The organism is Stenotrophomonas sp. LMG 10879 (assembly GCF_002750935.1).
In the GTDB taxonomy this organism is placed as follows: domain Bacteria; phylum Pseudomonadota; class Gammaproteobacteria; order Xanthomonadales; family Xanthomonadaceae; genus Stenotrophomonas; species Stenotrophomonas lactitubi_B.
Map to the genome: position 1 here is coordinate 33,485 of NZ_PEJT01000016.1, position 24,176 is coordinate 57,660.

A 24,176-nucleotide genomic window follows, 5' to 3' on the forward strand; every position below is an offset into this window, starting at 1 on the left:
GGTCCGGCATGTCCAACTCCCGCTTCGTACATCTCCACGTCCACACCGAGTTCTCGCTGGCGGACTCAACCATCCGCGTGCCGGCCAAGCCGGACCAGGCTGACCCGAAAAAAGCCAAGCAGGCCAACCTGCTGTCGCGCTCGGTCGAACTGGGCCTGCCTGCGCTGGCGGTAACCGACCTCAACAACCTGTTCGCCCTGGTCAAGTTCTACAAGGCCGCCGAAGGCGTGGGCATCAAGCCCATCGCCGGCGCCGACGTGATGATCGCCGAGGAAGGCCAGGACCCGTGGCGGATGACGCTGCTGTGCCGCGACCGCGAGGGCTACCTGAGCCTGTCGCGGCTGCTGACCCGGGCGTGGATGGAAGGCCATCGCCCCGAGGGCGGCGTGGCCGTGCATCCGGACTGGCTGAAGGCCGGCAACGCCAACCTGTTCGCCCTGGCCGGCCGTGACAGCCTGGCCGGGCGGCTGGCGCTGGATGGCAAGCACGATCTGGCCGAACAGCAGCTGGCCGACTGGCAGCGCGTGTTCGGCGACGGCCTGCACCTGGAGCTGACCCGCACCGGCCGTGATGGCGAAGAGAGCTTCAACCAGTTCGCGCTGATGGCCGCCGGCCAGCGCGGCCTGCCAGTGATCGCCAGCAACGACGTGCGCTTCCTGTCGCCGTCCGATTTCAGCGCGCACGAAGCACGCGTGTGCATCTCCACCGGCCGCGTCCTGGATGACCCCAAGCGACCACGCGAGTACAGCGACCAGCAGTACCTGAAGTCCGCCGAGGAGATGTGCGCGCTGTTTGCCGACATCCCCGATGCGATCGACAACACGCTGGCGCTGGCCGAGCGCTGCAACATCGAGATGCGCCTGGGCACCTACTTCCTGCCCGACTATCCGGTGCCCGACGACGAGACGCTGGACAGCTGGATCCGCAGTGAATCGCGCAAGGGCCTGGCCGCGCGCCTGGAAAAGAATCCCATCGCGCCCGGCATGACCGCGCAGGATTACAGCGACCGCCTCGAGTTCGAGCTGGACACCATCATCAAGATGGGCTTCCCCGGCTACTTCCTGATCGTGGCCGACTTCATCCAGTGGGGCAAGGCGCAGGGCATCCCGATCGGCCCGGGCCGTGGTTCCGGTGCCGGCTCGCTGGTGGCGTGGGCGCTGCAGATCACCGATCTGGACCCGCTGCCGTACAACCTGCTGTTCGAGCGCTTCCTCAACCCCGAACGCGTGTCGATGCCCGACTTCGACATCGACTTCTGCATGGACCGCCGCGACGAAGTCATCGACTACGTCGCGCGCAAGTATGGCCGCGAGCGGGTCAGCCAGATCATCACCTACGGCACCATGGCGGCCAAGGCGGTGGTGCGCGACTCCGGCCGCGTGCTCGGCTTCCCCTATGGCCTGGTCGACGGCGTCGCCAAGCTGATCCCGAACATCCTCGGCATCTCACTGAAGGACGCGATGGGTGAGGGCAAGGACAGCGAGATGGCCTCGCCCGAGCTGATCCAGCGCTACCAGAGCGAGGACGATGTCCGCGACCTGATCGACCTTGCGCGGCAGCTGGAAGACCTCACCCGCAACGCCGGCAAGCACGCCGGCGGCGTGGTGATCGCGCCCGAACCGCTGAGCGAGTTCTGCCCGCTGTTCGCCGAACACGATGAAGAGGGCCGCGGCAAGAATCCGGTCACCCAGTTCGACAAGAACGACGTTGAAGAAGTCGGCCTGGTGAAGTTCGACTTCCTCGGCCTGCGCACGCTGACGATCATCGACTGGGCGGTGAAGGCGATCAACAAGCGCCACGAGCGCGCCGGCATTCCGCCGGTGGACATCACCCAGCTGCCGCTGGACGATGCGCCCACCTACAAGGACATCTTCGCCTCGGGCAATACCGGTGCGGTGTTCCAGTTCGAATCCTCGGGCATGCGCCGCCTGCTGAAGGACGCCAAGCCCGACCGTTTCGAGGACCTGATCGCGCTGGTGTCGCTGTACCGGCCCGGCCCGATGGACCTGATTCCCTCCTTCGTCGACCGCAAGCACGGGCGCGAAGACGTGGAGTATCCCGATCCGCGCACCGAGCGCATCCTGCGCGACACCTACGGCATCATGGTGTACCAGGAGCAGGTGATGCAGATGGCGCAGATCGTCGGCGGCTACTCGCTGGGCGGCGCCGATCTGCTACGCCGTGCGATGGGCAAGAAGGTGCCGGCGGAAATGGCCAAGCACCGCGAGATCTTCCGCGAAGGTGCGGCCAAGGACGGCGTCGGCGAAGCCAAGGCCGATGCGATCTTCGACCTGATGGAGAAGTTCGCCGGCTACGGCTTCAACAAGTCGCACGCCGCCGCCTACGCGCTGGTGAGTTACCAGACGGCCTGGCTCAAGCGCCATTACCCGGCCGAGTTCATGGCCGCGACGCTGTCTTCGGACATGGACAACACCGAAAAGGTGGTCGGCTTCCTGGACGAGGTGCGCAACCTCGGCCTGACCGTGCTGCCGCCGAAGGTGAACCAGTCCGCCTTCATGTTTGAAGCGGCCACGCCGGACACCATCCAGTACGGCCTGGGCGCGATCAAGGGCGTCGGCCAGGGTGCCTGTGAAGCGGTGGTGGACGAACGCCTGCGCGGCGGCGACTACACCGATCTGCTCGATTTCTGCACCCGCATCGGTTCGGCCAAGCTCAACCGGCGCACGCTGGAAGCGATGATCAACTGCGGCGCGCTGGATGAGCTCGGCCACAACCGTGCCTCGCTGATGCTGCAGCTGCCGGAAGTGATCAAGGCCACCGAACAGATGGCGCGCGAGCGCGCGTCCGGCCAGAACTCGCTGTTCGGCGGTCCGGATCCCGGCGCGACGACGATCCAGCTCGACCTGCCGCAAGCCGAGGAGTGGCCATTGCTACAGCGCCTCAACGGCGAGCGCGACACGCTGGGCTTCTACCTCAGCGGGCACCCGTTCGATCCCTGGCGCGATGACGTGCGCGATCTGGTCGGCACCGACCTCGGCTCGGTGGAAAAGATCTGGAGCGCCAACAGCAACAGTGGTGGCGGCGAGAAGCGCTGGCGCCCGGAAGTGCAGACCGTGCTTGCCGGCCAGGTGGTCGGCGTGCGCCGCAAGGGCGAGAGCCAGATCTTCATCCAGCTGGAAGATGGCCGTGGCCGCGTCGAATGCAGCGCGTTCTCCGATGCCATGGCCGAGTTCGGCCACCTGATGACCAAGGACCGCATCCTGGTGGTCAAGGGCGGCCTGCGCGAAGACGAATTCAATGGTGGCTTCGCGTTGCGCATCCGCCAGTGCTGGGACTTCGACGAGGTCTGCGCGAACTACGCCACGCGCCTGTCACTGCGGCTGGACCTGCGCCAGCAGCGACCAGTGTGGGAGCGCATCGACGCCCTGCTCGACCGCCATCGCCCCGGCCGCACGCCCCTGCGCCTGGACCTGCTGCTGAAGGGCCCCGATGGCGGCATCGCCGGCATGCTCGATGTCTCCGGACAGAGCGCGGTGCGTGTCGATTCCAAGCTGATGGAGGCGCTGCGCGCCGAACCGGCGGTGCGCACGCTGAAGGTGCGCTACAGCCCGCCCTGGGCCAGCTGAGGCTGGCCCCGAATCCGTTGTTGTTTTCCCGCTGCATACGTCAAGGACGATTGCCCGCAATGAAGAACCTGTTGTTGCCGATGATGGCCGCGCTTGCGCTGGCCGGCTGTTCCTCCAAGGTCGATTTCGAGATCGACAACCCGACCGATGCGCCGCTGGCGATCAGCATCGATGGCAAGGACCTGCCGGTGGCCGCGCACGCATCGCGGCCGATCAGCCTGGCTGCCGGTGAGCATCAGCTGCACACCGACCGCCTGGGCGAGGTGCGCTTCATCGTCTACGCCGACGGCCGCGGCGGCCTGATCAACCCGAGCCTCAGCGAGTACGTGACCGCGCGCGAGATCTATGTGACCGGCGAGGACAAGCTGAAGAACTTCGGCGTCAGCGGCCTGGGCATCGAGCTGGGTGGGGTCGAGTTCAAGGGACCGTACGAAAAGCACCACGGCCTGTTCATCGACAAGACCTGGAACTTCGGCGTGCGCGAGCCGTTCCCCGACGAGCAGGTGGTTGCCCACGTCGATTCGACCGGCGGCAGGATCAGCACCAAGATCTTCACCGCGCCGGACTTCATCGCGTATGTCGAGGCCGGCATGGGCGAGCCCGGTGCCTACAAGCGCGAGCAGCCCGCCGGTTACGTGGCGCCCACCTACACGCTGCAACCGGCGCCCGCGCTGCCCGCGCTGGACCCGGCCTTCGAGGCCCATGCCGGTCCCGTGCGCGACATCTATGCGCGCTGGCTGAAGGCCACGACGGCCAGCGAGCAGAAGGCCCTGCGCAAGGAAGACTTCCAGGCGCAGATGGCCTTCACCCACGCCACCATGACACTGGGCGCGAAGCTGCCGGTGGCGGCCAACCAGGCCTACAACGACTTCGTGACGATCCGCAGCACCGAAATGGCCCGCAGCGCGCTGGTCCTGCCCTGAACCGGCGGCCGGCGGCCCGACTGGCGCCGCTGGCCCCCACTGCGCTACCGTCGGTTTCCAGACGAAGGCGTACGGGCCGTTCCTGCGCATTCGGCTAGAATTCCCCTCTTCTTTACACGACGGCTTCCGATGAATCCGAACTACCTCGACTTCGAGCAACCCATCGCCGACCTGGAAGCCAAGATCCAGGAGCTGCGCAACGCCAGTGCCGGGCCGGCGGTCAATGTCGAGGCCGAAGTGCATGCGCTGCAGGACAAGCTGCGCGTGCGTACCGCACAGATCTTCCGCAACCTGACCTCGTGGCAGGTGCTGCAGCTGGCCCGCCATCCGTCGCGCCCGTACACCGCCGACTACATCCGCATCATCTGCGATGAGTTCCAGGAACTGGCCGGCGACCGTGCCTTTGCCGACGACAAGGCGATCATGGGCGGCCTGGCCCGCATCAATGGTCGCTCGGTGATGGTCATCGGCCACCAGAAGGGCCGCGACACCAAGGAAAAGATCAAGCGCAACTTCGGCATGCCCAAGCCCGAGGGCTACCGCAAGGCCCTGCGCCTGATGAAGATGGCCGAGCGTTTCGGCCTGCCGGTGTTGACCCTGATCGACACCGCCGGCGCCTGGCCGGGCATCGATGCCGAGTCGCGTGGCCAGTCCGAAGCGATCGCACGCAACCTGATCGAGATGGCCGAACTGAAGGTGCCGATCATCTGCACCGTGATCGGTGAAGGCGGCTCCGGCGGCGCGCTGGCGCTGGGCGTGGGCGACCGCACCGTGATGCTGGAATACGCGGTGTACTCGACCATCACCCCCGAAGGCTGCGCCTCGATCCTGTGGAAGGACGCCGGCAAGGCCAAGGACGCCGCCGAGCAGCTGGGCCTGACCGCGCCCCGCCTGAAGGGCCTGGGCCTGGTCGACAAGGTCGTGCGCGAGCCGACCGGCGGCGCCCACCGCAACCCGACGCAGATGGCCAAGCGCCTGAAGGCCGTGTTGCTGAACGAACTGGAAGCGCTGGATGCACTGTCCACCCAGGAGCTGCTGGACCAGCGCTACAAGCGCCTGCGCAGCTACGGTACCTACGAAGCGGCGTGATCGTTTCCTGACGTCGGATACGCAAAGAGCCGGGCAGACGCCCGGCTCTTCTTGTTTGTACCTCGCACAGCATCCACGCATGGCGTGGATCTACTGGATCCAAGTGACGCCCCTCAGAACGGCTTGGCCAGCACCAGCCACACGATCGGAATGAACGCCAACAGCGGAATCTCGTTGATCCAGCGCAGCGCGCGCGAGGACGGCAGCGCCCTGCCCTTGGCCACACCCTTGAGCAGGCGCCCGATCCAGATGAAGTACGCCAGCAGCACCACCACCAGGCCCAGCTTGGCATGCAGCCAACCCGCGCCGCCCGGGGCGACCATGGTCGGGAAGTCCGGAATCACCTTGTAGCCCAGCCACAACACAAGGCCGAGCACGAACGCCAGGCCGAACATCGAATGGCCGAAGCGGTACAGGCGCATGCCCATCAGCTGCAGGCGCTCGACCACCGCCGGCTGCCCCGCCGTCTCGGACAGGTTCACCAGGATGCGCGGCAGGTAGAACACCGTGGCCATCCACGCCACCACGAACACGATGTGGAAGGTCTTGACCCAGTAGTAGCTCTGCATGCGCTCGCTCCGGCGGCTGGCGTGGATGTCCGCCATTCTCGCATGCCGTGGCAAGGCCACCCCACGTGCAACCGCCGCGACACATCGACGCATGGTGTGCTGCAACGCCGTACGATAGGCGCCGATTTCACCACTGCACCCGATCGCCATGGACAAGACCTACGACGCCGCCTACTTCCAGCGCTGGTACCGCCGCGCCGACATCGGTGGCAGCGCGCGCCTGGCGCGCAAGGTCGCGCTCGCCGTGGCCACGGCCGAGTACTACCTGGAACGGCCGATCCGCAGCGTGCTGGACATCGGCTGCGGCGAAGGCGCCTGGCGCGCGCCGCTGCTGAAACTGCGTCCGAAGGTCGACTACCTCGGCTTCGACAGCAGCGAGTACGCTGTGCGCCGCTATGGCCGGACCCGCAACCTGCACCTGGCCAGCTTCGGCGATTTCGCCTGGCTGCGGCCCTGCGCCCCGGTCGACCTGCTGGTCTGTTCGGACGTGATGCACTACGTGCCCAACCGCGAACTGCGCGCGGGCCTGGCCGGTGTCGCCGAGCTGACCGCAGGCGTGGCGTTCCTGGAGACCTTCGCCGCCGAAGATGAATTCGAGGGCGACCATGACGGCTTCCAGTCGCGTCCGGCCCGCTGGTACCGGCGCGAGCTGATGCGCCAAGGCCTGCAGGCGGTCGGGTCCCATCTCTGGCTGGGACCAACACTGGCCAGTGAAGCGGCCGCACTGGAGCAGGCAGCCCGCTGAATACGGCCTGTGAGTCTGCTTAACGTCCGGGACAGTCGGATGCGCTATGCTGCGCGGCAACATAAGACCATACATATTCGGTCGGCATGCTCTATCAACTGCACGAACTGACCCGCAACCTGCTCGCCCCCTGGGTGCACCAGGCCCAGGCCAACGCCAAGTTCTTCGCCAACCAGGGACACTGGTGGTCGCAGATGCCCGGCGCTGATCGCCTGGCGGCGGTCAATGAGCTGTTCCACCGCATCGGCAAGGATTACGAGAAGCCCGAGTGGGGCATCAACGAAATCGAGGTCGAGGGCGAGCGCGTGCCGATCGTGGTGCACGAGGAACTCAGCAAGCCGTTCTGCAAGCTGCTGCGCTTCAAGCGCCACAGCAATGAAGCCGACCAGCTGCACACCATGCTCAACCAGCCGTTCGTGCTGGTGGTGGCGCCGTTGTCGGGCCATCACGCCACGCTGCTGCGCGACACCGTGCGCACGCTGCTGCGCGACCACCGCGTGTATGTGACCGACTGGGTCGACGCGCGCATGGTGCCCGGCAGTGAAGGCGAGTTCGGGCTGGACGACTACATCGCCTACATCCAGGAGTTCATCCGCCATCTCGGCGTCGAGCGCCTGCACGTGGTCAGTGTCTGCCAGCCGACCGTACCGGTGCTGGCTGCGGTGTCATTGATGGCCAGCCGCGGTGAACCGACGCCGCGCACGCTGGTGATGATGGGCGGCCCGATCGATGCGCGCTGCAGCCCGACCGCGGTCAACAACCTGGCCACGCAGAACCCGCTGTCGTGGTTCGAGAACAATGTCATCCACACCGTACCGGCCAGCTATCCCGGTGCCGGTCGCCGCGTGTATCCCGGCTTCCTGCAGCACGCCGGCTTCCTGTCGATGAACCCGAGCCGCCACTTCAGTTCGCACTGGGATTTCTACACCGACCTGGTGAAGGGCGACCTGGAGGATGCCGACGCGCATCGCAATTTCTACGACGAGTACAACGCCGTGCTGGACATGCCGGCCAAGTACTACCTGGACACCATTTCCGTGGTGTTCCAGGACTTCCTGCTGCCGCGTGGCGAGTGGGTGGTCAACGGCGAGAAGGTCGATCCGTCGGCGATCCGCGATACCGCGTTGCTGAGCATCGAAGGCGAACTGGACGATATCGCCGGCCTCGGCCAGACCGAAGCGGCGCAGGCCCTGTGCAGCGGCATTCCGCCAGAACGCCGTGAACACTTCATCGTCGATGGTGCCGGCCACTACGGCATCTTCAGCGGCCGCCGCTGGCGCGAAGTGGTCTACCCGAAGGTGCGTGACTTCTTCGCCGCGCATGCCGAAGCACCGGCGGCGAAGGCCACGAAGAAGAAGAGCAACGTCACCCCGCTGCGCCGCAAGGCGGGGTAACCCCCCGCCTTGGGGTCGGATCCCTTTCCAACGGAAAGGGCTCTGACCCCAGCATGATGGGATGCGGGGTCAGAGCCCTGTTCGCAGAACAGGGATCCGACCCCGGGCCCGTTACAACCGCACCAGCAGGTTCTTGGCCAGCATGCCGTGCAGCTTACCGATGCCGCGTGCCAGGTGCATCGTCAGCAGCAGCAGCAACACGCCCACCCCTGCAACCACGATGGCCACCAGCGGTGAGGCCGCCATCAGCAGCACGTTCACGTCGTTGATGTAGATGCCGGGGATGTCGCCACTGAAGATCGCCGCCACCGGTGCCCAGATCAAACCCAGCGACAGCGACAGCAGGGTCACCGCGATGGTGAAGTAGATGATGCCCAACGGCAGCATCAGCACGAAGTACAGCAGGGTCAGCCAGGTGCGGCCATCGGTGAAAATGTCGCCGATACGCTGCAGCCAGCTGCGGCTGCGGTCGGTGCACTGCGGCCGGCGCGGCATGCGCTCGCCCAGCAGCGCTTCCACCAGCCGCCCCTCCAGCAACGCCAGTCCACGCACCGAGCCGAAGAACAGCACCGTCAGCGGCACGCCGATGATCAGGATCAGCAGGCCCAGCGACAGCGACAGGCCGGTGACCACCCAGGTGAAGAAGAAGATGCCGGTGGCCAGCGACAACAGCATGTAGAACAGCGCGCCGTAGGTGTGCGGGTCGGTCACCACGCCGAAGAAGCGCGCCAGCAGCGAGCGTTGCACGGGGGCTGCCGGCTGCGCCGCCGGTGCAGCACCGCTGGCCTCGGCCGCTGCACGCAGCACCGGGCCCGTGTCGGCCCGCGGCGTGCGCAGCGCGCGGTTCACCGTGAGCTCGGTTTCGCGATAGATCTCCGCCACCTCGTCCGGTGCACCGTAGCTGCCGGCGACATCGGCGATGACCTCGGCTTCGCTGCGGCCGGGTTGCGCTGCCAGTTCAGAGCGCAGGTATTCCTCGGCGTCGTACAGGGCGTCCTGCACCATCGCCGGATCGGCACCGTCCAGCGCCGCACGCAACTGCGCCAGGTACTGCGGAATGGTGCTGGGCAGGCTGTTGCCTGCCAGGTTCAGGTCGTTCATTGCGGTACCCCCTCCAACACGGAATCGACGGAATCACGGGTGTCGCGCCAAGCCTGGCGCCATTGCTCCAGCACCTCCCGGCCACGCGCGTTGATGCGGTAGTAGCGGCGCGGCGGCCCGCTGCTGGACGGCTCCACATGGCTCTCCAGCAGGCCGGCGCCCTCCAGGTTGCGCAGCACCGGGTACAGCGCGCTCTGCTTGCCACTGAGCACGCCCTCGCCCACACGTTCCAGCTCCTTGGCGATCAGGTAGCCGTACAGCGGCTCCCCGGCGCGGGCCAGCACCGCCAGCAGGGCCAACGAGACCGTGCCAGCACTGAGCTCCTTCTGGAACTTCTTCAGGTGGACATCGTCTTCGGACATGACCGGCCCTCCACTACGTTGAAGTCCACAGTAGTGCGAAGTTCGGTATAGCGAATGTGTCGTTAGTCACTCTGCCGGTTGGCGAGGCGCATTCAGGCCCGACGTACCGACGCGAGCACCTGCGCGGCGACTGATTCCGACAGGGTGTGCCTGCCCTCTTCAAGCCGGCTGGTCAATGCCTGCCGGCGGGGAGCCCCCAACGGTGAGTAGTGCTGACTCACCCGAAGCCAGTTCTCCACCAACCGCAGGTGCCAGGCTTGCTCATCGGTGCGCTGCGGCACCGCGTCCAGCAGTAGATCGAGGTGCTGCCAAAGGGGCAACCTGATCAACTGACTCAGCAGGCCTGCCTGTGCCACGGCAGAAGGACCATCGTGGCAGAACGCCATCAGCCGGACCGGATCCAGCTCCGCGGCCCACAGTGCTGTCGCGCGGGCCCGCAGCGTGCTCACGGTCCGCCCTTGCTCCTCCAGTGCGGCTCGCAGCCAGTCCAGGCTGGCACCGTCCTCGGCCCGCAGCCAGCCGCGCAGGCAGTTGCGTCGATGGCGCGCCGATACCTGGGGCAACAGGCTGCGCAATGCAGGCGCATCCCCGGCCTCGGCGTAATCGCCCAGTGCCTCCAACGCCTGGCGCCAACGCCCGCGCGTACGGTGCCTGAGCTCATCGCGCCACAATGTGATTGCAGGGGTAGCCTGACGCTGTTGAAGCAGCCACGCCGCCAACCTGCGCACGCTGCGCGAACGGTCAAACGCGGCAGCTTCGATGTACGCATCGAGTCCAGGTACTTCGCGTTCGACCAGCGCACGCAGTGCCGCGCCACGCACCCTGCTGGAGGGAGCGGACAATGCTAGCGCGCACTGCGCTTCGACCTGTGCCGGCTCGCCGTGTTCCAGAAGGTGGTCAAGCGCCAGGTGCGAGACATGTGGATCACCGTCCAACAGCGCGTGTGCGCGCAGTTCCGCCAGGTCCGGATGGATCTGAAGGGCGATGGCGTAGGCTGCCAGCCGGGTTCGTGCATCTGGATGACCCAGCAGCCCTTCCAGCACGGCCTGAGCGGAGGGCAATGACAGCCAAGCATACAGGCTGCCCTCGAGCCAATCGCGTTGCACGCGCTGTGTGTCCCGCAAGCGGACGGCAATCGGCCAGGCAGTCAGCACGTCATGCACCGGGCATTGCCCGAGCAGGGGCATCACCACTTCCTGCGCTACCACACGCACTTCGGCTACCCAGTCATTGCAGCGGAGCAAGGCACAGGACAAGGTGAGATGGCTGGGCACCGAGGGCATCATCCGCAACGCGGCTTCGCGCGTGTGACCGTTGCCATCCGAGCCTGCCAGGAACAGCGCCACCGTCTGCACTTCAACCGGCGCATCCGGACAGGCCTGCAGGCGGGCGAGCAGGCCATCATCGTTGGGGGCCCACCAACTGCGTCGCCGCTCATCCAGATTGAACAGCCCTCGCGGCGACAACGTCTGCAACCAGCGCAGACGGTCCACATCTTCATCGACGATCCCCACAAGGATCCGGTCGATCATCGCGCGCAGTGCGGCTTCGGGCGCTTCAAGGTGCGGCATCACTATCCCGTGCCTCCATCGAGAGAACGACCATCGTGCCGCACGCGCATGGATGGGGCCAGCACGTCAGCGTAGCGCAGGCGCGCACTCTCGCGCAGAATCGAAGCCTCGTTCATGTTCCGGGGTTCCCATGCCGCACCGTCGCCGTCCTGCCCTGACCGCCCTCGCCCTGGCCTGCCTGCTGCCTTCGCTGGCCAGCGCGGCCACGCCCTACCGCAGCCCGCAGCAGATCCTCGACACGTCGGCGGCCAGCGACTGGCGCACGCCGGACCCGGCCAACCTGCTGTACATGGACCTGCCAGCCGGGCGGGTGATCATCGAGCTGGCGCCGCAGTTCGCCCCGCGCCATGTCGCCAACATCCAGACCTTCGCCCACGAGCACTTCTGGGACGGCACCAGCATCTACCGCTCGCAGGACAACTTCGTGGTGCAGTTCGGCGATGCCGACGCCGACGATGCAGCCGACGATGCAGCCAAGGCCAAGCCGTTCGGCAATGCCGCGCGCAAGCTGCCAGCCGAGTTCGAGCGTGCCAATACCGGTTTGAAGGTGAGCGTGCTGCCGGATCGCGATGGCTGGGCAGCGCAGACCGGCTTCGTCGACGGCTTCCCGGTCGGTCAGGACCCGCAGGCCGGCAAGGCCTGGCTGGCGCACTGCTACGGCATGCTGGGTGCAGGCCGCAGCAACGAAGAGGACAGCAGCATCGGTGCAGAACTCTACGTGGTGACCGGCCAATCGCCGCGCCAGCTGGACCGCAACATCACCCTGGTCGGCCGCGTGCTGAAGGGCATGGAACTGCTCAGCGCGATCCCGCGTGGACCGGCACCGATGGGCTTCTATGCTGACCCGAAGCTGCGCACGCCGATCGTGTCGATCCGTCGCGTCAGTGATGTACCTGTGGCCGAACGCACGCCGATCCAGGTGCTGCGCACCGACTCGAAGACCTTCGCCGATACGGTCGAAGCGCGGCGCAACCGCGTGGATGATTTCTACAAGCGCCCGGCCGGGCATATCGACCTGTGCAATATCCCGGTGCCGGTGAAGTAAGACCGTCGCGGGTTCTGCGCGTGGCGCGTGCTGAAGGTGCTTCACTGTTCATGGGCGTTACTTTTCTTTGTACGCAAAGAAAAGTAACCAAAAGAAACGTTCCGCCGGCTCGCGGTGTGGCGGCGTGTTTCTTTGGTTACTTTCTTTGCACGAGCAAAGAAAGTGACACCTCCCCGTAGCCGCGGAAAAGGGCTCGCCGGGCATGGCCCGGCGCTACCGATGCGTGGGCGCCAATGAGCCTCAGCCCTTCTGGCTGACCGCGACGCTGCCCAGAATCAACGCACCGGCAATCAACATCTGCACCGTCACCGCTTCGCCCAGGAACAACCAGGCGAACGCAGCACCGAACAACGGCACCAGGTAGGTCACCGTTGACGCACGCGACGGGCCGATGCGGCCGATCAGGCGATAGAACATCAGGAAGGCGAATCCGGTGCAGACCACGCCCAGTGCGATCGCCGCACCCCATGCCTTGCCCGGAATCGGGCCCTGCGGCAGATGCGTGAGCGCCATCGGCAACAACCACAATGAGGCGCACGACAACGTGGCAGCGGCGGCCGCAGCCGAAGGCAGACCGGTCATGTGCCGCTTCACCAGGTTCACGCCCAGGCCGTACAGCAGGGACGCCGCCGCACCGGCCAGCACAGCGGTACCAATGCTCAGGCCCGAGATCTTGGCCGTGGCCAGCACCACCACACCGGCAAAGCCAACCAGCAGCGCACCCGCACGGCGCATACCGATCTTTTCGCCGAAGAACAGGAACGCAATCAACGCGGCGAACAGCACGGTCATTGCATTGCAGATCGCACCGATGGCAGCCGGCGCACGCTCTGCGGCGTAAGCGAACAGTACGAACGGCAACGCCGAATTGACCAGACCGATCGGCGCCAGCCACAGCCAGCGGCGCGGCGGGAACTGCGCGCGGGCGCGCCACAGGAACGGCAGCAGCACCAGTGCGCCCAGCACCAGCCGCACCTCGACCAAGGCGAACGGACCGAACGAGGGCACCGCCACGCGCATGAACAGGAACGAGCAGCCCCAGATCGCGCCGAGCAGGGTCAATTCCAGCGGTGTGCGCCAATCACGCTCGGTCGCCTGGGATATCGCATTCATCTTCTGTGTCCGTCCGTCAACGTGGCGCTGGTCTGGCCACACAGGATCGGCCGCAGACGCCCGCTGCACAAGCGCGTAGTATCGCTGCCAGCCACAAATATGGCTTGAGGCTGGACATGCTGCTACGCCCTTCCCTGCTCCCTGCACTGGCCGTGTTCGCGGTCGCCGCGCGCCATCAGAACTTCGCCCAGGCGGCGCAGGAACTGCATCTGACCGCGAGCGCGGTCAGCCACCATGTGCGTCGTCTGGAAGAGGTGCTGGCCACGCGCCTGTTCCTGCGCCATGCGCGTGGGGTACGCCTGACGGCCGAGGGCCGGCAGTTGGCCGACGCCGCCAGCGCCGCGTTCACCGATGTCGCCGCCGTCGCCCACCATCTGCAGCCGGACGCGGACAGCGTGCCGCTGCGGATCGCTACGCTGCGCTCATTGTCGTATTGCTGGCTGTTGCCACGGCTGCCGCGTTTCACCCAGGCCCATCCACACATCCGCATCGAGCTGCACACCGGCAGTGGCCTGGACCGCTACGACGAAAACGGCCCGGAGGTGGGCATCCGTTATGGACTGGGCCAGTGGCCCGGACTGCACGCGCAGCACCTGATGGACGACAACCTCTTTCCCGTGGCGTCCCCGGCGCTGCCCGGTGTCGAAGCCCTGGAAGATCCGGCACGCATCGCCGAGTTGCCGCTGCTCAGTGATCTGTCACCACAGGGCTGGCGTGACTGGTTCCGCCACGCCGGCGTGCGCCCGCCGTCGCCGTTGCCGGCGATGCACACCTTCGCCGACAGTACCGACGCGATGCGCGCGGCGGTGTATGGCATGGGCGCGGTGCTGGCGCGCACCCACGTCGCCCAGCCCTATCTGCAGCGCTATGAGCTGGTGCGCCTGCCAGGCCCTGCACTGAAGGCACGCTACGCGTACTACGTGGTGCATGCCGAAGGGCGGCCGCCCAGCCCTGCCGCGCGGCTGTTCATCGACTGGTTGCTGGGCCAGGCGCAGGACGAACGCACGCCGGTTCCCGCGTTGCCCGACAGCCTGCTGGGGCGCCCGAGCACACCCGGCTGACTGCGCCCTCACCCGATCTTTGCCCGGCGCTGGCTAGGCTGCAGGCGAACCCCACAACGTGCTTCTGCCATGGCCCTGCTGCGACTGCGAATTACCGGAACCGAAGACGATGCCCGTGCGATCAGCGACCTGCTGCTCGGCCTGGAAGGCATCGAACACGTCGAAGAGACCGACGACCTGATGCCGCACATGGATGACGATGATTCCAGCTCGGCCGGGCTGTCCGACGACATCGGCCCGGGTACCCACGAACTGGAAGTGGAAGTGGGCAACGAAAGCACCGCGCAGAAGGTGCGCGATGCGGTGCAGGAACTGGCGATGGAACTGGATGTGTTCGTCGAATACGAGACCGACGAAGGCTGAGCGTCCGCCGGGCATGGCCCGGCGCTACCTTCTGCACATTCCGGTAGCGCCGGGCCCTGCCCGGCGAGCGCATCGTGCGGTGTCGATCAGGCTTTGCGGCGGCGACGACGGATCAGCGCACGGACGATCCAGGCCATCACCAGCGCCACCAGACCCACCGGCAGCAATGCCGCCGCAGCACGGATCAGGAATGCCACGCTGGTGCTGAGGATGCTGCCCGACTCGCTCAGGGCTTCGCCGATCTCGCTGCGGCTGCGCTGGCCCGAGGTGGTGTCGAAATGCATCGTCACCAGCTGGGTATCGATGCGCCTGCGCTGCTGGGCGGCGTCCTTGCTGGCCTGCTCCACACCCGCCTCGATCTCCGACAGGCGGGTGGTGATCGCCATCAGATCTTCGATCTTCAGGTCGCCACGGTCCTGGTAGGACAGCAGCCGCGCGTGCTCCTTCTCCAGGCGTGCCTTGGTCAGCGCGGTGTCGGCCACCTGCTGGGCCAGGTCCTCGGCACGCGTGTTGCGCGCCTGCAGCGTGCCGCCTTCGCCGGCCAGGCCGATCAGCGATTCCACGCCCTTCGGCGCGATGCGTACCTTGACCTCGCCACTGGGCTGTTCGCCGCTGCGTTGATCCACCTGCAGCACCGCGCACTCACCGAACTTCGCGTTCTGGCACGCCTCCGCGACCCGCTGGATGCGCGGCGCGATCTGCGCCGCTTCCAGCTGCACCTGCACATCGTGCTCATAGGCCAGGAAGGCGCCTTCCGGCGAAGCGACAGCGGCATCGGCAGCGACAGCACCGGCCTCCTGCGCTCGCTCACCGTTCTTGGCACAGGCCGCCAGCGCCAGCAGCAATGCCGGCACGATAACCACGCGCGTCCACACGCGAGGCGCCGTCATCGCGAGGCTCCGTCGAACGAGGTGATCGACAATCCACCCAGCTCGACCTGCGGCAGGCAGCGCACGTTGATCGCCACCATCGGCAGGCCACTACGCGGGTCCACTGCCTCGCTGTACGGCGCGGTGCCGCACGCGCGGCAGTGATGGTGATCGATGTTGTGGGTGTTGAACTGGTAGGTCGCCACGTCGGCGACATCGGTGCCCAGCTGGAACGCCTCGCGCGGGGCGAACCAGAGCAGGCTGCCGCGGCGGCGACACATCGAGCAGTTGCAGTCGATGACGTCCCTGATGGGTGCATCAGCCTGCACGGTGAATGCGATCCTGCCGCAATGGCAGCTTCCCTGGTATTCCATGTCCTGCGCTCCGCTGGAGGGTCCTTGTGTGCGCCCATGGTAATCCTATGGCACGGGGACAAAGCAGCCCCGGGGGCCTATGCTCGGGGATTGACCCCGTACAGGAATGCCGATGCGCCCGCATCTTCTTGCCCTCGCCCTCGTCGCCGCCCTCGCCGGTTGCCAGCCCGCCGACGCCCCGACCAACGGTTCCACCCCGGCCGCCAGCCAGCAGGCCGGTGATGCAGCGGTCGATGCCGCCTTCGCCGACCTGTCCAAGCGTGCCCTGGACACCTGGATGCAGCTGTCCCCGGTCAGCGCCACCCAGATCGGCGACCACCGCTATGACGGCGAGATCGACGACCTGAGCGCGGCCGGCCAGCAGAAGACCGTGGACGCCTACAAGGGCCTGCTGGGCGAACTGGACAAGATCGAGGTGGCCAAGCTGGGCCGCGAGAACCAGGTGGATGCCGCGATCCTGCGCAACCAGCTGCAGTCGGAAATCTGGAATGCCGAGGTGATGCAGTCCGGCAAGTGGGACCCGCAGTTGTACAACGGCATTGCCGGCAGCGCGATCTACGGCCTGATGGCGCGCGAGTTCGCGCCGCTGCCGGAGCGCCTGAAGTCGGCCACCGCGCGCATGGAAAAGCTGCCGGCGATCTTCGCCCAGGCCCGCGAGAACCTGGATCCGGCACGCGTGCCGAAGATCCATGCCGAGACCGTGGCCAAGCAGAACAAGGGCATCCTCAGCATCGTCGATACCTTCATCACCCCGCACATCGGCGAGTTGCCGCAGGCCGACCAGCAGCGCCTGCAGGCCGCCATCGATGGCCTGAAGAAGGCCGTGGACGAGCAGCAGACCTGGCTGGACAAGACCCTGGTGCCGAACGCCAAGGGTGACTTCCGCATCGGTGCGGAAAAGTACGACCAGAAGCTGAAGTTCGCGCTGAATTCCTCGCTGTCGCGGCAGGAGATCGGTGAGCGTGCACGCGCCGAACTGAAGCGCGTACGCGAGGACATGTACGGCATCGCGCAGACGGTGCTGAAGGACAAGCCGGGCGCACCGGACATGCCGGCGCAGCCGAGCGACGAGCAGCAGCAGAAGGCGATCGAGGCCGCGCTGGAGCTGGCCTACGCTGACAAGCCGGCGCGCGACAAGGTGGTCGACGATGCCAAGGCCGCACTGGAGCAGTCCACCGCGTTCGTCCGCGAGCACGACCTGATGACCCTGCCCGACGCGCCGGTGGACATCATCCTGATGCCGGAATTCCAGCGTGGCGTGGCCGTGGCCTACTGCGATTCGCCGGGCCCGCTGGACAAGAACCTGAAGACCTTCTACGCCGTCTCGCCGATTCCCGACGACTGGAACGACAAGCAGGTTGACTCGTTCCTGCGTGAGTACAACTCGCGCATGATCCACCTGCTGAGCATCCACGAAGGCACCCCGGGCCACTACCTGGAAGGCTGGCACTCGGCCAAGTTCCCCTCCACCCTGCGTGCCGTGCTGCGTTCGGGCCTGTTCGCCGAAGGCTGGGCGGTCTACACCGAGCGCATGATGCAGGAGCAGGGTTATCTCAACAACGACCCGCTGTTCCACCTGGTGCAGCTGAAGTTCTACCTGCGCACGATCTCCAACGCGATCCTCGACCAGGGCGTGCACGTGGACAACTGGGATCGCGAGAAGGCGATGCACCTGATGACCCACGACGCCTTCCAGCAGGAAAGCGAAGCCTCGGGCAAGTGGGTGCGTGCGCAGCTGACCTCGGCACAGCTGCCGACCTACTTCGTCGGTGCGCAGGAACACTTCGACACCCGCAAGGCGATGCAGGACAAGCTGGGTGACAAGTTCAACCTGAAGGCCTACCACGACCAGATGCTGTCCTACGGCGCACCGCCGGTGCGCTTCGCGCGCCAGTTGATGCTGGACCAGCCGATCGAGTGATCGGTCAGGTGTGAGTTGAATGAAAACGGCCCGGGGAGACCCGGGCCGTTTTCATTTCCATGTGTGCAGGCGCATCCCATCCACCCGGATCCTGCAGTAGATCCACGCCATGCGTGGATGCTCGTCGGTTCAAAGCATGTGGATGTAGAGTTTTTCCGCGTGTGGCCGGACATCGAGAAAATACTCTGCACCGCAGCCACGGCATTTGGACGGATGCTCCTCGTCGCTGCCCCGCTGCTCATCCAACGCGCTGGCCAGGACTGGATGCCCGCAGTCGAAGCAGAGGAATGCGATGTTGCTGCCATGCGCATCCGCTTCGATTTCAGCACCCTCATAGTCCATCAGCAGAAAGTCGGTAATGTTCAAGGCGCACCTTTTCATGGTCTTGGCAGCAAGAAATCAGCCCAGCTTCCTTTCAACCAACCCTGTGGAGCATTGCCTTCCGAGCGGTGCATCCACGCATGGCGTGGATCTACTCCCCGGCGGCGACAAACCCACCGGTCTGCCGCGCCCACAAGCGCGCGTACAGTCCACCGGCCTCGATCAGCTCGGCATGGGTACCGGTCTCGACGATACGGCCCTGGTCCATCACCACCAGCCGGTCCATCCGCGCGATGGTCGACAGGCGGTGGGCGATCGCGATCACCGTCTTGCCACCCATCAGTTCGTCCAGGTTGTCCTGGATCGCCGCTTCCACTTCCGAGTCCAGCGCCGAGGTGGCCTCGTCCAGCACCAGGATCGGCGCGTCCTTCAGCAGCACACGGGCAATGGCGATGCGCTGGCGTTGGCCACCGGACAGCTTCACCCCGCGCTCGCCGACGTGCGCGTCGTAGCCACGACGCCCTTCGCCGTCGACCAGCGTATCGATGAAGGCCTCTGCGCGCGCCTTGGCCACCGCCGCGCGCAGCTGCTCGTCGCTGGCATCCGGGCGGCCGTACAGCAGGTTGTCGCGGATCGAGCGGTGCAGCAGCGAGGTGTCCTGCGTCACCACACCGATCTGCTGGCGCAGGCTTTCCTGGGTGACGTAGGCGATGTCCTGGTCGTCGATCAGGATGCGCCCGCTTTCCAGGTCGTACAGCCGCAGCAGCACGTTGACCAGCGTCGACTTGCCGGCACCGGACGGGCCGACCAGGCCGATCTTCTCGCCCGGCTTCACCACCAGCTCAAGGCCAGCGATCACGCCACCCTTCTTGCCGTAGTGGAAATGGACATCCTGGAAGTGCACGCCGCCACGGGTCACCCGCAGCGGTACAGCATCCTCGCGGTCCTGCACGGTCAGCGGCTGGGCGATGGTGGTGATGCCATCCTGCACGGTGCCGATGTCCTCGAAGATGCCGTTGATGGTCCACATGATCCAACCGGACATGTTGTGGATGCGGATCACCAGGCCGGTCGCCAGGGTGATCGCGCCGACAGTGATGTGTCCGCCGTTCCACAGCCACAGCGCAAGACCACAGGTTCCGGCGATGAGGAACCCGTTGACGATGGCGATGGTCAGGTCCATGCCAGTGGTGATCCGGGTCTGCGCGCGGTGCTTGACCGCCAGTTCCTGGATCGAATCGGCGACATAGGCCTGCTCGCGGCCGCCATGGGCGAACAGCTTCAGCGTGGGAATGTTGGTGTAGCCGTCGACGATGCGTCCCATCGCCTTGGAGCGCGCCTCCGATGCGATCCAGGCGCGTTCCTTCGCGCGCGGCACGAAGTAGATCATGATCACCACGTAGGCCAGCAGCCACAGGATCAGCGGCACCATCAGCCGCCAGTCGGCCTGTGCGAACAGGTACAGCGCGGTGCCGGTGTAGACCACGATGTACCACAGCGAATCGACCATCTGCACCGCCGACTCGCGCAGCGAGGTACCGGTCTGCATCACCCGGTTGGCCATGCTGCCGGCGAAGTCGTTCTGGAAGAAACTCAGGCTCTGCCGCACCACGTAGTTGTGCATCAGCCAGCGCGAGCGATTGCTCAGGCCCGGCACGATGGCCTGGTTGACCAGCAGGTTGTGCAGGCCGACCAGGATCGGGCGCGCGATGACCGTGATGAACAGCATCCAGCCCAAGGTATCGGCGTGGCGCTGGAAGAAACCCGCGCCCGGCTGCTCGGCAACCATGTCGACGATGCGGCCGAGGAAATCGAACATCGCCACTTCCACCAGCGCCAGCAGCAGGCCGGCGATCAGGGTGGCCAGCAGCACCGGCCACACCGGTCGCAGGTAGTGCAGGTAGAACGGCACCACCGTGCGCGGCGGCATGCGCCCGTCAATGGGCGGAAACACCGGAATCAGGGATTCAAACCAACGGAACATCGCATTCCCTCGCCATCGATAGCCGGCGGAGTATCCCACGCCGCGTGTGTACGCCGGCCGACGAACACCACCGGTTCCGGGTAGCGCCGGGCCATACCCGGCGGCTCCCCTGCAACCGCGCTACGCGCTCGCCGGACGTGGTCCGGCGCTACCAATCCGCTCCGCCAAACGGTAGCGCCGCGCAATGCCCGGCGGTGTTATTTCACCGGGGTGAACAGCAGATCCTGGAAGTCGAAGCTGAAATCGGTCAGGTCGGAGATCGGCTGCATGCGCACCTCGCGCACGTTTCCATCCGGGTCCAGGCTGAAATTCACGAACGCATCGGCATTGAGCGAGCGATCATCCCAGCGCACGATGAAGGTGTCGTGCTGCCAGTGTTCCAGGCGGCCGCTGAGCTGTGCCGTCTTTGCGAAGCGCAGCCGCAGGTCCTTGCCTTCCGCACGGATGACCATGTCGCCATACCAGCGGTCGCGGTAGGTGGCCGCATACCCGGCCAGCGGCAATGACGGCCTGCTGCCCTTGTCACGCTCCGCCTGGTGCTTGGCCCACGCTTCGTCGGCCTTGTCCTGGCCCTTGGCCACGCCCTTGGCATAGGCATCCACCCAGTCGTGCTTTTCACCGCCCAGGTAGGCATCAAGCACGCTCAGCGTGATCGCATTGAATGCCGCACCCACTTCCTGGTTGGTCAGCACCACCACGCCCAGCTTCTCGCCCGGCACCAGCGTCAGCCGCGAAACCATGCCCGGCCAGCCACCGGTGTGCCAGACCAGCTTCTTGCCGCGATAGTCGCTCAGGCTCCAGCCCTCGCCATAGCCGGCAAAGTTGGCCCGCGCCGGCGCCAGCTCCGGTACGCTCGGCGCCGGAATCGTCTGCGGCGTGATCATCTGCCACATCTGCTGCTGGCTCTTGGCTGTGAACAGCGGCGTGCCATCGGCCAGCTTGCCTTCAGCCAGCTGCACCTGCATCCAGCGCGCCATGTCGTGGGCACTGGAATAGATGCCACCGGCACCGGCGTTGTTCGACCAGGTCAACGGTGCAACGGTACGCAGGTCCTTGAAATCGTACTTGGCGTGACCGGTCGCAGCCTTGTCGCCGGCCTTGAGGTGATCGGCGTTGTAGCGCGTGCCGGCCATGCCGACCTTGTCGAAGATGCGCGTCTGCAGGAACTGCTGGTAGCTCATGCCCGACACGTGCTCGACCACCTGCTGGGCGACCGCATACAGGATGTTGTCGTAGGCATAGCGCTCGCGGAAACCACCTTTCAGCGGCACCTGGCCAAGGCGCTGCACGACTTCGGCATTGCTGTAGGAGGTGGTCGGCCAGAACAGCAGGTCGCCCGCGCCCAGACTCAGGCCACTGCGGTGCGACAGCAGGTCGCGGATCGTCATCTGCCCGGTCACGAACGGATCGGACATGCGGAACGATGGCAGGTGATCGATCACCTTGTCGTCCATCTTCAGCTTGCCGTCCTCGGCCAGCAGATTCAGCGAGGTGGCAGTAAAGGCCTTGGTGTTGGAGGCGATGGCGAACAGGGTGTCGGCCTCGACCGGCGCCGGCTTGCCCAGTTCACGCACGCCCCAGCCACGTTCCAGTACCACCTGCCCGTCCTTGACCACGGCCACGGCGATACCGGGCACGTCGAACTGCGCGCGCACGCGCTCGACGGTCGCATCCAGCTCCTGCAGCTGCTGCGGCGTCGCCGCATTGGCCATGGTCGTGCACGCAAGCAGCACGGCTCCTCCGATCCAGGTTTTCATCCAGCACCATCTCCGAACAGGGGTAGCGGCCATGTGCAGGCCGTCACCGGGGTTTCGCGCGATGGTAACGGTCCCGGGTGCAGCCTGCCCTGTGCCATAGGAGGGGTGTCATGGGTGCGAACGGCCAGAGCAGCAACGGCTCCACCATCATTCCGTGCCTGCGCTACCGCGACGCGCTGGCCGCCATCGACTGGCTGCAGCGCGCGTTCGGCTTCCACGCGCAGGCCGTGTACGCCGACGGCGATACGGTGCACCACGCACAGCTGGTGTTCGGCCAGGGCATGATCATGCTCGGATCTGCCAGCAACAGCGGCGAATGGGCCAAGCTGGCAGTGATGCCCGATGACGTCGGTGGCCGGCAGACCCAGAGCGCCTGCGTGATCGTCACCGACGCCGACGCCCACTACGCGCGGGCCAAGGCCGCCGGTGCACGCATCGTCATCGACATTGCCGACCAGGCCTACGGTGGACGTGGCTATGCCTGCGCCGACCCGGAAGGCTACCTGTGGTGGTTCGGCAGTTACGATCCGTGGCGGGCGGAACACACGCAATGACGGCACGAGCCGCGTCTGCGATGCCGGTCCGCTGCGGCATCGGCGGCTGGGTGTTCCCGCAGTGGCGTGGCGGCGCCTTCTATCCACAAGGGTTGATCCAGCGCGAAGAGCTGGCCTACGCCAGTCGCGCGTTGCGCTGCATCGAAATCAACGGCACCTTCTACCGCACCCCGACAGCGGTCCAGTGTGCGCAATGGGCCGCGCAGACGCCGCAGGGTTTCCGTTTCTCGATGAAGGCGCCGCGCCACCTGGTGCAGCGCCGCGACCTGTCGTCCACGATCGAGGCGGCTGGCGCGTTCCTGCAGGCAGCCATCGCTCTCGGCGACCGGCTCGGCCCGTTGCTCTGGCAGTTCGACCCGCAGCACCCGGCCGATGCCAAGGCGCTGGACGCCTTCATGGCACAGCTGCCACAGCAGCGGGAGGGAACGGTGCTGCAGCATGCGCTGGAGGTGCGCAACGCCAGCCTGCATGGGCCGGAACTGGTTGAAGCGGCGCGCCGGCATGGCGTGGCGCTGGTGATCGAAGACAGCGACGAGTCACCGTTGCACGGCGACCTCACCGCCGCCTTCGTCTACGCACGGATCAAGCGCAGCCAGGCCCGGCTGAGCGAAGGTCTTCCCCTGCCGATGCAGCAGCGCTGGGCCGGTCGCGCGCGGTGCTGGGCGCGAGGCGAGGCGGTCGATGACCTGCCCTGCCTGGCCCCACCGGCCCCTGCCACACCGCGCGAGGTCTACCTGCTGTGCATCGGCGCCGGCAAGGCACGCAACCCGGCGGCGGCGATGGCGCTGCAACGGCTCAACGACGGCGCCAGCGATCCACGGCCCACAGCAGTGTCCAGCCCAGCACGAACACCGCGCCGACGCGCAGTACGCTGAGGCCGAATGCACGCGAACCGATCCGCTGCACGTCCAGGAAGGGATACGGGGCGCTGCCCAGCCACGAGGCCGTGAGCATCGCCCAGCCCAGGTAGGCCAGCGGCACCAGCAGCACCGCGCCCAACGCACGCCAGCGCAGGCCACCATGAGGCAGCAGCCCCGCCCAACCGGCCAGATACAACAGCGGCACCACGTAGTGCAGACCGACATCGGCCCACCATTGCAGGCCAGTTGGTTGCCACAGCCCCTGCAGCGCCAGCAGATAGATCAGGCCGGTGACGCCGATGCACAGGGCCAGGGTGGCGGCCACCGCCGGTCGCAGGGTGCGGCCGCTGCAGAGCCAGACGCAGCCCAGGCACACGGCCAGATTGCTGAGGATGGTGAAGTAGCTGAGGAAGCGCAGGCTCGCCACGCCGGGTCCCAGGCTGGCGCCGATGCCGCGCATCAGCAGGGCGAACTGCAGCAGCAGCGATGCTGCCGCGACCAGCGCGGTCAACAGCGCCCAGCCGCGCAGCAGAAGAAAACGGGCAGCAGGCATGCACGGCTCCCTCGTGGCAACGTCGCGAGCATGCCACAGGCATCGCCCGCCGATGCGCCT

Annotated in this window: 22 protein-coding genes; 11 read left to right on the plus strand and 11 right to left on the minus strand. The window is 66.3% G+C overall.

Translation table 11 applies throughout. From position 1 onward, the window contains the following. Window positions 1–8: 8 nt before the first annotated feature. The 3 genes from dnaE (at window position 9) to CR919_RS19560 (ending at window position 5,599) form a co-directional block, all read left to right on the plus strand. Window positions 9–3,587: a DNA polymerase III subunit alpha gene (gene dnaE, locus CR919_RS19550; protein ID WP_099821438.1), complete on the plus strand. Its 3,579-nt coding sequence runs from the start codon at window positions 9–11 to the stop codon at window positions 3,585–3,587. Window positions 3,588–3,646: 59 nt separating this feature from the next. Then, complete coding sequence (locus CR919_RS19555) at window positions 3,647–4,510, plus strand: hypothetical protein (RefSeq protein ID WP_099821439.1); 864 nt, start codon at window positions 3,647–3,649, stop codon at window positions 4,508–4,510. Window positions 4,511–4,639: 129 nt separating this feature from the next. Continuing rightward, a complete protein-coding gene (locus CR919_RS19560) occupies window positions 4,640–5,599 on the plus strand; it encodes an acetyl-CoA carboxylase carboxyltransferase subunit alpha (RefSeq protein WP_049465344.1) in 960 nt (319 codons plus the stop codon). A 113-nt stretch (window positions 5,600–5,712) separates the two neighbouring features. Here CR919_RS19560 and CR919_RS19565 read toward each other — a convergent pair whose 3' ends face one another. Next, a complete protein-coding gene (locus tag CR919_RS19565) occupies window positions 5,713–6,168 on the minus strand; it encodes a CopD family protein (protein ID WP_025877688.1) in 456 nt (151 codons plus the stop codon). 148 nt (window positions 6,169–6,316) lie between these two features. Between CR919_RS19565 and CR919_RS19570 the strand changes: the two genes are divergently transcribed. Together CR919_RS19570 and phaZ are read left to right on the plus strand one after the other, a co-directional pair. Next, window positions 6,317–6,913, plus strand: coding sequence for a class I SAM-dependent methyltransferase (locus CR919_RS19570; RefSeq protein WP_099821440.1), 597 nt, complete (start codon window positions 6,317–6,319; stop codon window positions 6,911–6,913). Between the two features lie 86 nt (window positions 6,914–6,999). Further along, window positions 7,000–8,307, plus strand: coding sequence for a polyhydroxyalkanoate depolymerase (phaZ, locus tag CR919_RS19575; RefSeq protein WP_099821441.1), 1,308 nt, complete (start codon window positions 7,000–7,002; stop codon window positions 8,305–8,307). A gap of 111 nt (window positions 8,308–8,418) precedes the next feature. Here the strand turns inward: phaZ and CR919_RS19580 are convergent, their stop codons facing one another. From CR919_RS19580 to CR919_RS19590, 3 genes are all read right to left on the minus strand, one after another. Further along, the gene (locus CR919_RS19580; RefSeq protein ID WP_099821442.1) at window positions 8,419–9,408 is read right to left on the minus strand and encodes a sensor domain-containing protein; all 990 of its coding nucleotides are present in this window, start codon (window positions 9,406–9,408) and stop codon (window positions 8,419–8,421) included. Continuing rightward, window positions 9,405–9,770, minus strand: a complete 366-nt coding sequence (locus CR919_RS19585; protein WP_099821443.1) for a PadR family transcriptional regulator — start codon at window positions 9,768–9,770, stop codon at window positions 9,405–9,407. Before CR919_RS19585 ends, CR919_RS19580 begins: the two co-directional genes overlap by 4 nt. 92 nt (window positions 9,771–9,862) lie before the next feature. Continuing rightward, window positions 9,863–11,341 (minus strand): HEAT repeat domain-containing protein, encoded by a 1,479-nt coding sequence (locus CR919_RS19590; RefSeq protein WP_099821444.1) that lies wholly within the window; start codon window positions 11,339–11,341, stop codon window positions 9,863–9,865. Between the two features lie 130 nt (window positions 11,342–11,471). Here CR919_RS19590 and CR919_RS19595 point away from each other — a divergent pair, with 130 nt between their 5' ends. After that, window positions 11,472–12,386 (plus strand): peptidylprolyl isomerase, encoded by a 915-nt coding sequence (locus CR919_RS19595; RefSeq protein ID WP_099821445.1) that lies wholly within the window; start codon window positions 11,472–11,474, stop codon window positions 12,384–12,386. Window positions 12,387–12,626: 240 nt separating this feature from the next. Here CR919_RS19595 and CR919_RS19600 read toward each other — a convergent pair whose 3' ends face one another. Further along, complete coding sequence (locus CR919_RS19600) at window positions 12,627–13,499, minus strand: DMT family transporter (protein ID WP_099821446.1); 873 nt, start codon at window positions 13,497–13,499, stop codon at window positions 12,627–12,629. Between the two features lie 116 nt (window positions 13,500–13,615). Between CR919_RS19600 and CR919_RS19605 the strand changes: the two genes are divergently transcribed. Further along, window positions 13,616–14,560, plus strand: a complete 945-nt coding sequence (locus CR919_RS19605; RefSeq protein ID WP_099821447.1) for a LysR substrate-binding domain-containing protein — start codon at window positions 13,616–13,618, stop codon at window positions 14,558–14,560. 69 nt (window positions 14,561–14,629) lie between these two features. Then, window positions 14,630–14,923 carry a hypothetical protein gene (locus CR919_RS19610; protein WP_099821448.1) on the plus strand — a complete coding sequence of 98 codons (294 nt, stop codon included), beginning with the start codon at window positions 14,630–14,632 and terminating at the stop codon, window positions 14,921–14,923. Between the two features lie 86 nt (window positions 14,924–15,009). Here CR919_RS19610 and CR919_RS19615 read toward each other — a convergent pair whose 3' ends face one another. Together CR919_RS19615 and CR919_RS19620 are read right to left on the minus strand one after the other, a co-directional pair. Then, window positions 15,010–15,813, minus strand: a complete 804-nt coding sequence (locus CR919_RS19615; protein ID WP_099821449.1) for a DUF4349 domain-containing protein — start codon at window positions 15,811–15,813, stop codon at window positions 15,010–15,012. After that, window positions 15,810–16,166, minus strand: a complete 357-nt coding sequence (locus tag CR919_RS19620; RefSeq protein WP_099821450.1) for a GFA family protein — start codon at window positions 16,164–16,166, stop codon at window positions 15,810–15,812. Before CR919_RS19620 ends, CR919_RS19615 begins: the two co-directional genes overlap by 4 nt. Before the next feature lie 112 nt (window positions 16,167–16,278). On the opposite strand from CR919_RS19620, the gene CR919_RS19625 reads away from it, so the two are divergent. Then, window positions 16,279–18,087: a DUF885 domain-containing protein gene (locus CR919_RS19625; protein ID WP_099821451.1), complete on the plus strand. Its 1,809-nt coding sequence runs from the start codon at window positions 16,279–16,281 to the stop codon at window positions 18,085–18,087. A gap of 129 nt (window positions 18,088–18,216) precedes the next feature. Here CR919_RS19625 and CR919_RS19630 read toward each other — a convergent pair whose 3' ends face one another. From CR919_RS19630 to CR919_RS19640, 3 genes are all read right to left on the minus strand, one after another. Then, window positions 18,217–18,453 carry a hypothetical protein gene (locus CR919_RS19630; RefSeq protein WP_243380346.1) on the minus strand — a complete coding sequence of 79 codons (237 nt, stop codon included), beginning with the start codon at window positions 18,451–18,453 and terminating at the stop codon, window positions 18,217–18,219. 106 nt (window positions 18,454–18,559) lie between these two features. Beyond that, complete coding sequence (gene smrA / locus CR919_RS19635; RefSeq protein ID WP_099821453.1) at window positions 18,560–20,392, minus strand: multidrug efflux ABC transporter SmrA; 1,833 nt, start codon at window positions 20,390–20,392, stop codon at window positions 18,560–18,562. Between the two features lie 197 nt (window positions 20,393–20,589). Further along, a complete protein-coding gene (locus CR919_RS19640; protein WP_099821454.1) occupies window positions 20,590–22,149 on the minus strand; it encodes a serine hydrolase in 1,560 nt (519 codons plus the stop codon). 110 nt (window positions 22,150–22,259) lie between these two features. On the opposite strand from CR919_RS19640, the gene CR919_RS19645 reads away from it, so the two are divergent. Beyond that, entirely contained in the window at window positions 22,260–22,703 is a 444-nt protein-coding gene (locus CR919_RS19645) for a VOC family protein (RefSeq protein ID WP_099821455.1), read from the plus strand. Beyond that, window positions 22,700–23,578, plus strand: coding sequence for a DUF72 domain-containing protein (locus tag CR919_RS19650; protein WP_099821456.1), 879 nt, complete (start codon window positions 22,700–22,702; stop codon window positions 23,576–23,578). Before CR919_RS19645 ends, CR919_RS19650 begins: the two co-directional genes overlap by 4 nt. Here the strand turns inward: CR919_RS19650 and CR919_RS19655 are convergent. Next, a complete protein-coding gene (locus CR919_RS19655) occupies window positions 23,499–24,116 on the minus strand; it encodes a Pr6Pr family membrane protein (RefSeq protein ID WP_099821457.1) in 618 nt (205 codons plus the stop codon). The genes CR919_RS19650 and CR919_RS19655 overlap by 80 nt on opposite strands. Window positions 24,117–24,176: the final 60 nt, after the last annotated feature.

What these genes read in the sequence shown, in the direction of transcription:
- dnaE (WP_099821438.1), top strand. Translation starts at nt 9, where the DNA reads ATGTCCAACTCCCGCTTCGTACATCTCCACGTCCACACCGAGTTCTCG.
- CR919_RS19555 (WP_099821439.1), top strand. Translation starts at nt 3,647, where the DNA reads ATGAAGAACCTGTTGTTGCCGATGATGGCCGCGCTTGCGCTGGCCGGC.
- CR919_RS19560 (WP_049465344.1), top strand. Translation starts at nt 4,640, where the DNA reads ATGAATCCGAACTACCTCGACTTCGAGCAACCCATCGCCGACCTGGAA.
- CR919_RS19565 (WP_025877688.1), bottom strand. Translation starts at nt 6,168, where the DNA reads ATGCAGAGCTACTACTGGGTCAAGACCTTCCACATCGTGTTCGTGGTG.
- CR919_RS19570 (WP_099821440.1), top strand. Translation starts at nt 6,317, where the DNA reads ATGGACAAGACCTACGACGCCGCCTACTTCCAGCGCTGGTACCGCCGC.
- phaZ (WP_099821441.1), top strand. Translation starts at nt 7,000, where the DNA reads ATGCTCTATCAACTGCACGAACTGACCCGCAACCTGCTCGCCCCCTGG.
- CR919_RS19580 (WP_099821442.1), bottom strand. Translation starts at nt 9,408, where the DNA reads ATGAACGACCTGAACCTGGCAGGCAACAGCCTGCCCAGCACCATTCCG.
- CR919_RS19585 (WP_099821443.1), bottom strand. Translation starts at nt 9,770, where the DNA reads ATGTCCGAAGACGATGTCCACCTGAAGAAGTTCCAGAAGGAGCTCAGT.
- CR919_RS19590 (WP_099821444.1), bottom strand. Translation starts at nt 11,341, where the DNA reads ATGCCGCACCTTGAAGCGCCCGAAGCCGCACTGCGCGCGATGATCGAC.
- CR919_RS19595 (WP_099821445.1), top strand. Translation starts at nt 11,472, where the DNA reads ATGCCGCACCGTCGCCGTCCTGCCCTGACCGCCCTCGCCCTGGCCTGC.
- CR919_RS19600 (WP_099821446.1), bottom strand. Translation starts at nt 13,499, where the DNA reads ATGAATGCGATATCCCAGGCGACCGAGCGTGATTGGCGCACACCGCTG.
- CR919_RS19605 (WP_099821447.1), top strand. Translation starts at nt 13,616, where the DNA reads ATGCTGCTACGCCCTTCCCTGCTCCCTGCACTGGCCGTGTTCGCGGTC.
- CR919_RS19610 (WP_099821448.1), top strand. Translation starts at nt 14,630, where the DNA reads ATGGCCCTGCTGCGACTGCGAATTACCGGAACCGAAGACGATGCCCGT.
- CR919_RS19615 (WP_099821449.1), bottom strand. Translation starts at nt 15,813, where the DNA reads ATGACGGCGCCTCGCGTGTGGACGCGCGTGGTTATCGTGCCGGCATTG.
- CR919_RS19620 (WP_099821450.1), bottom strand. Translation starts at nt 16,166, where the DNA reads ATGGAATACCAGGGAAGCTGCCATTGCGGCAGGATCGCATTCACCGTG.
- CR919_RS19625 (WP_099821451.1), top strand. Translation starts at nt 16,279, where the DNA reads ATGCGCCCGCATCTTCTTGCCCTCGCCCTCGTCGCCGCCCTCGCCGGT.
- smrA (WP_099821453.1), bottom strand. Translation starts at nt 20,392, where the DNA reads ATGTTCCGTTGGTTTGAATCCCTGATTCCGGTGTTTCCGCCCATTGAC.
- CR919_RS19640 (WP_099821454.1), bottom strand. Translation starts at nt 22,149, where the DNA reads ATGAAAACCTGGATCGGAGGAGCCGTGCTGCTTGCGTGCACGACCATG.
- CR919_RS19645 (WP_099821455.1), top strand. Translation starts at nt 22,260, where the DNA reads ATGGGTGCGAACGGCCAGAGCAGCAACGGCTCCACCATCATTCCGTGC.
- CR919_RS19650 (WP_099821456.1), top strand. Translation starts at nt 22,700, where the DNA reads ATGACGGCACGAGCCGCGTCTGCGATGCCGGTCCGCTGCGGCATCGGC.
- CR919_RS19655 (WP_099821457.1), bottom strand. Translation starts at nt 24,116, where the DNA reads ATGCCTGCTGCCCGTTTTCTTCTGCTGCGCGGCTGGGCGCTGTTGACC.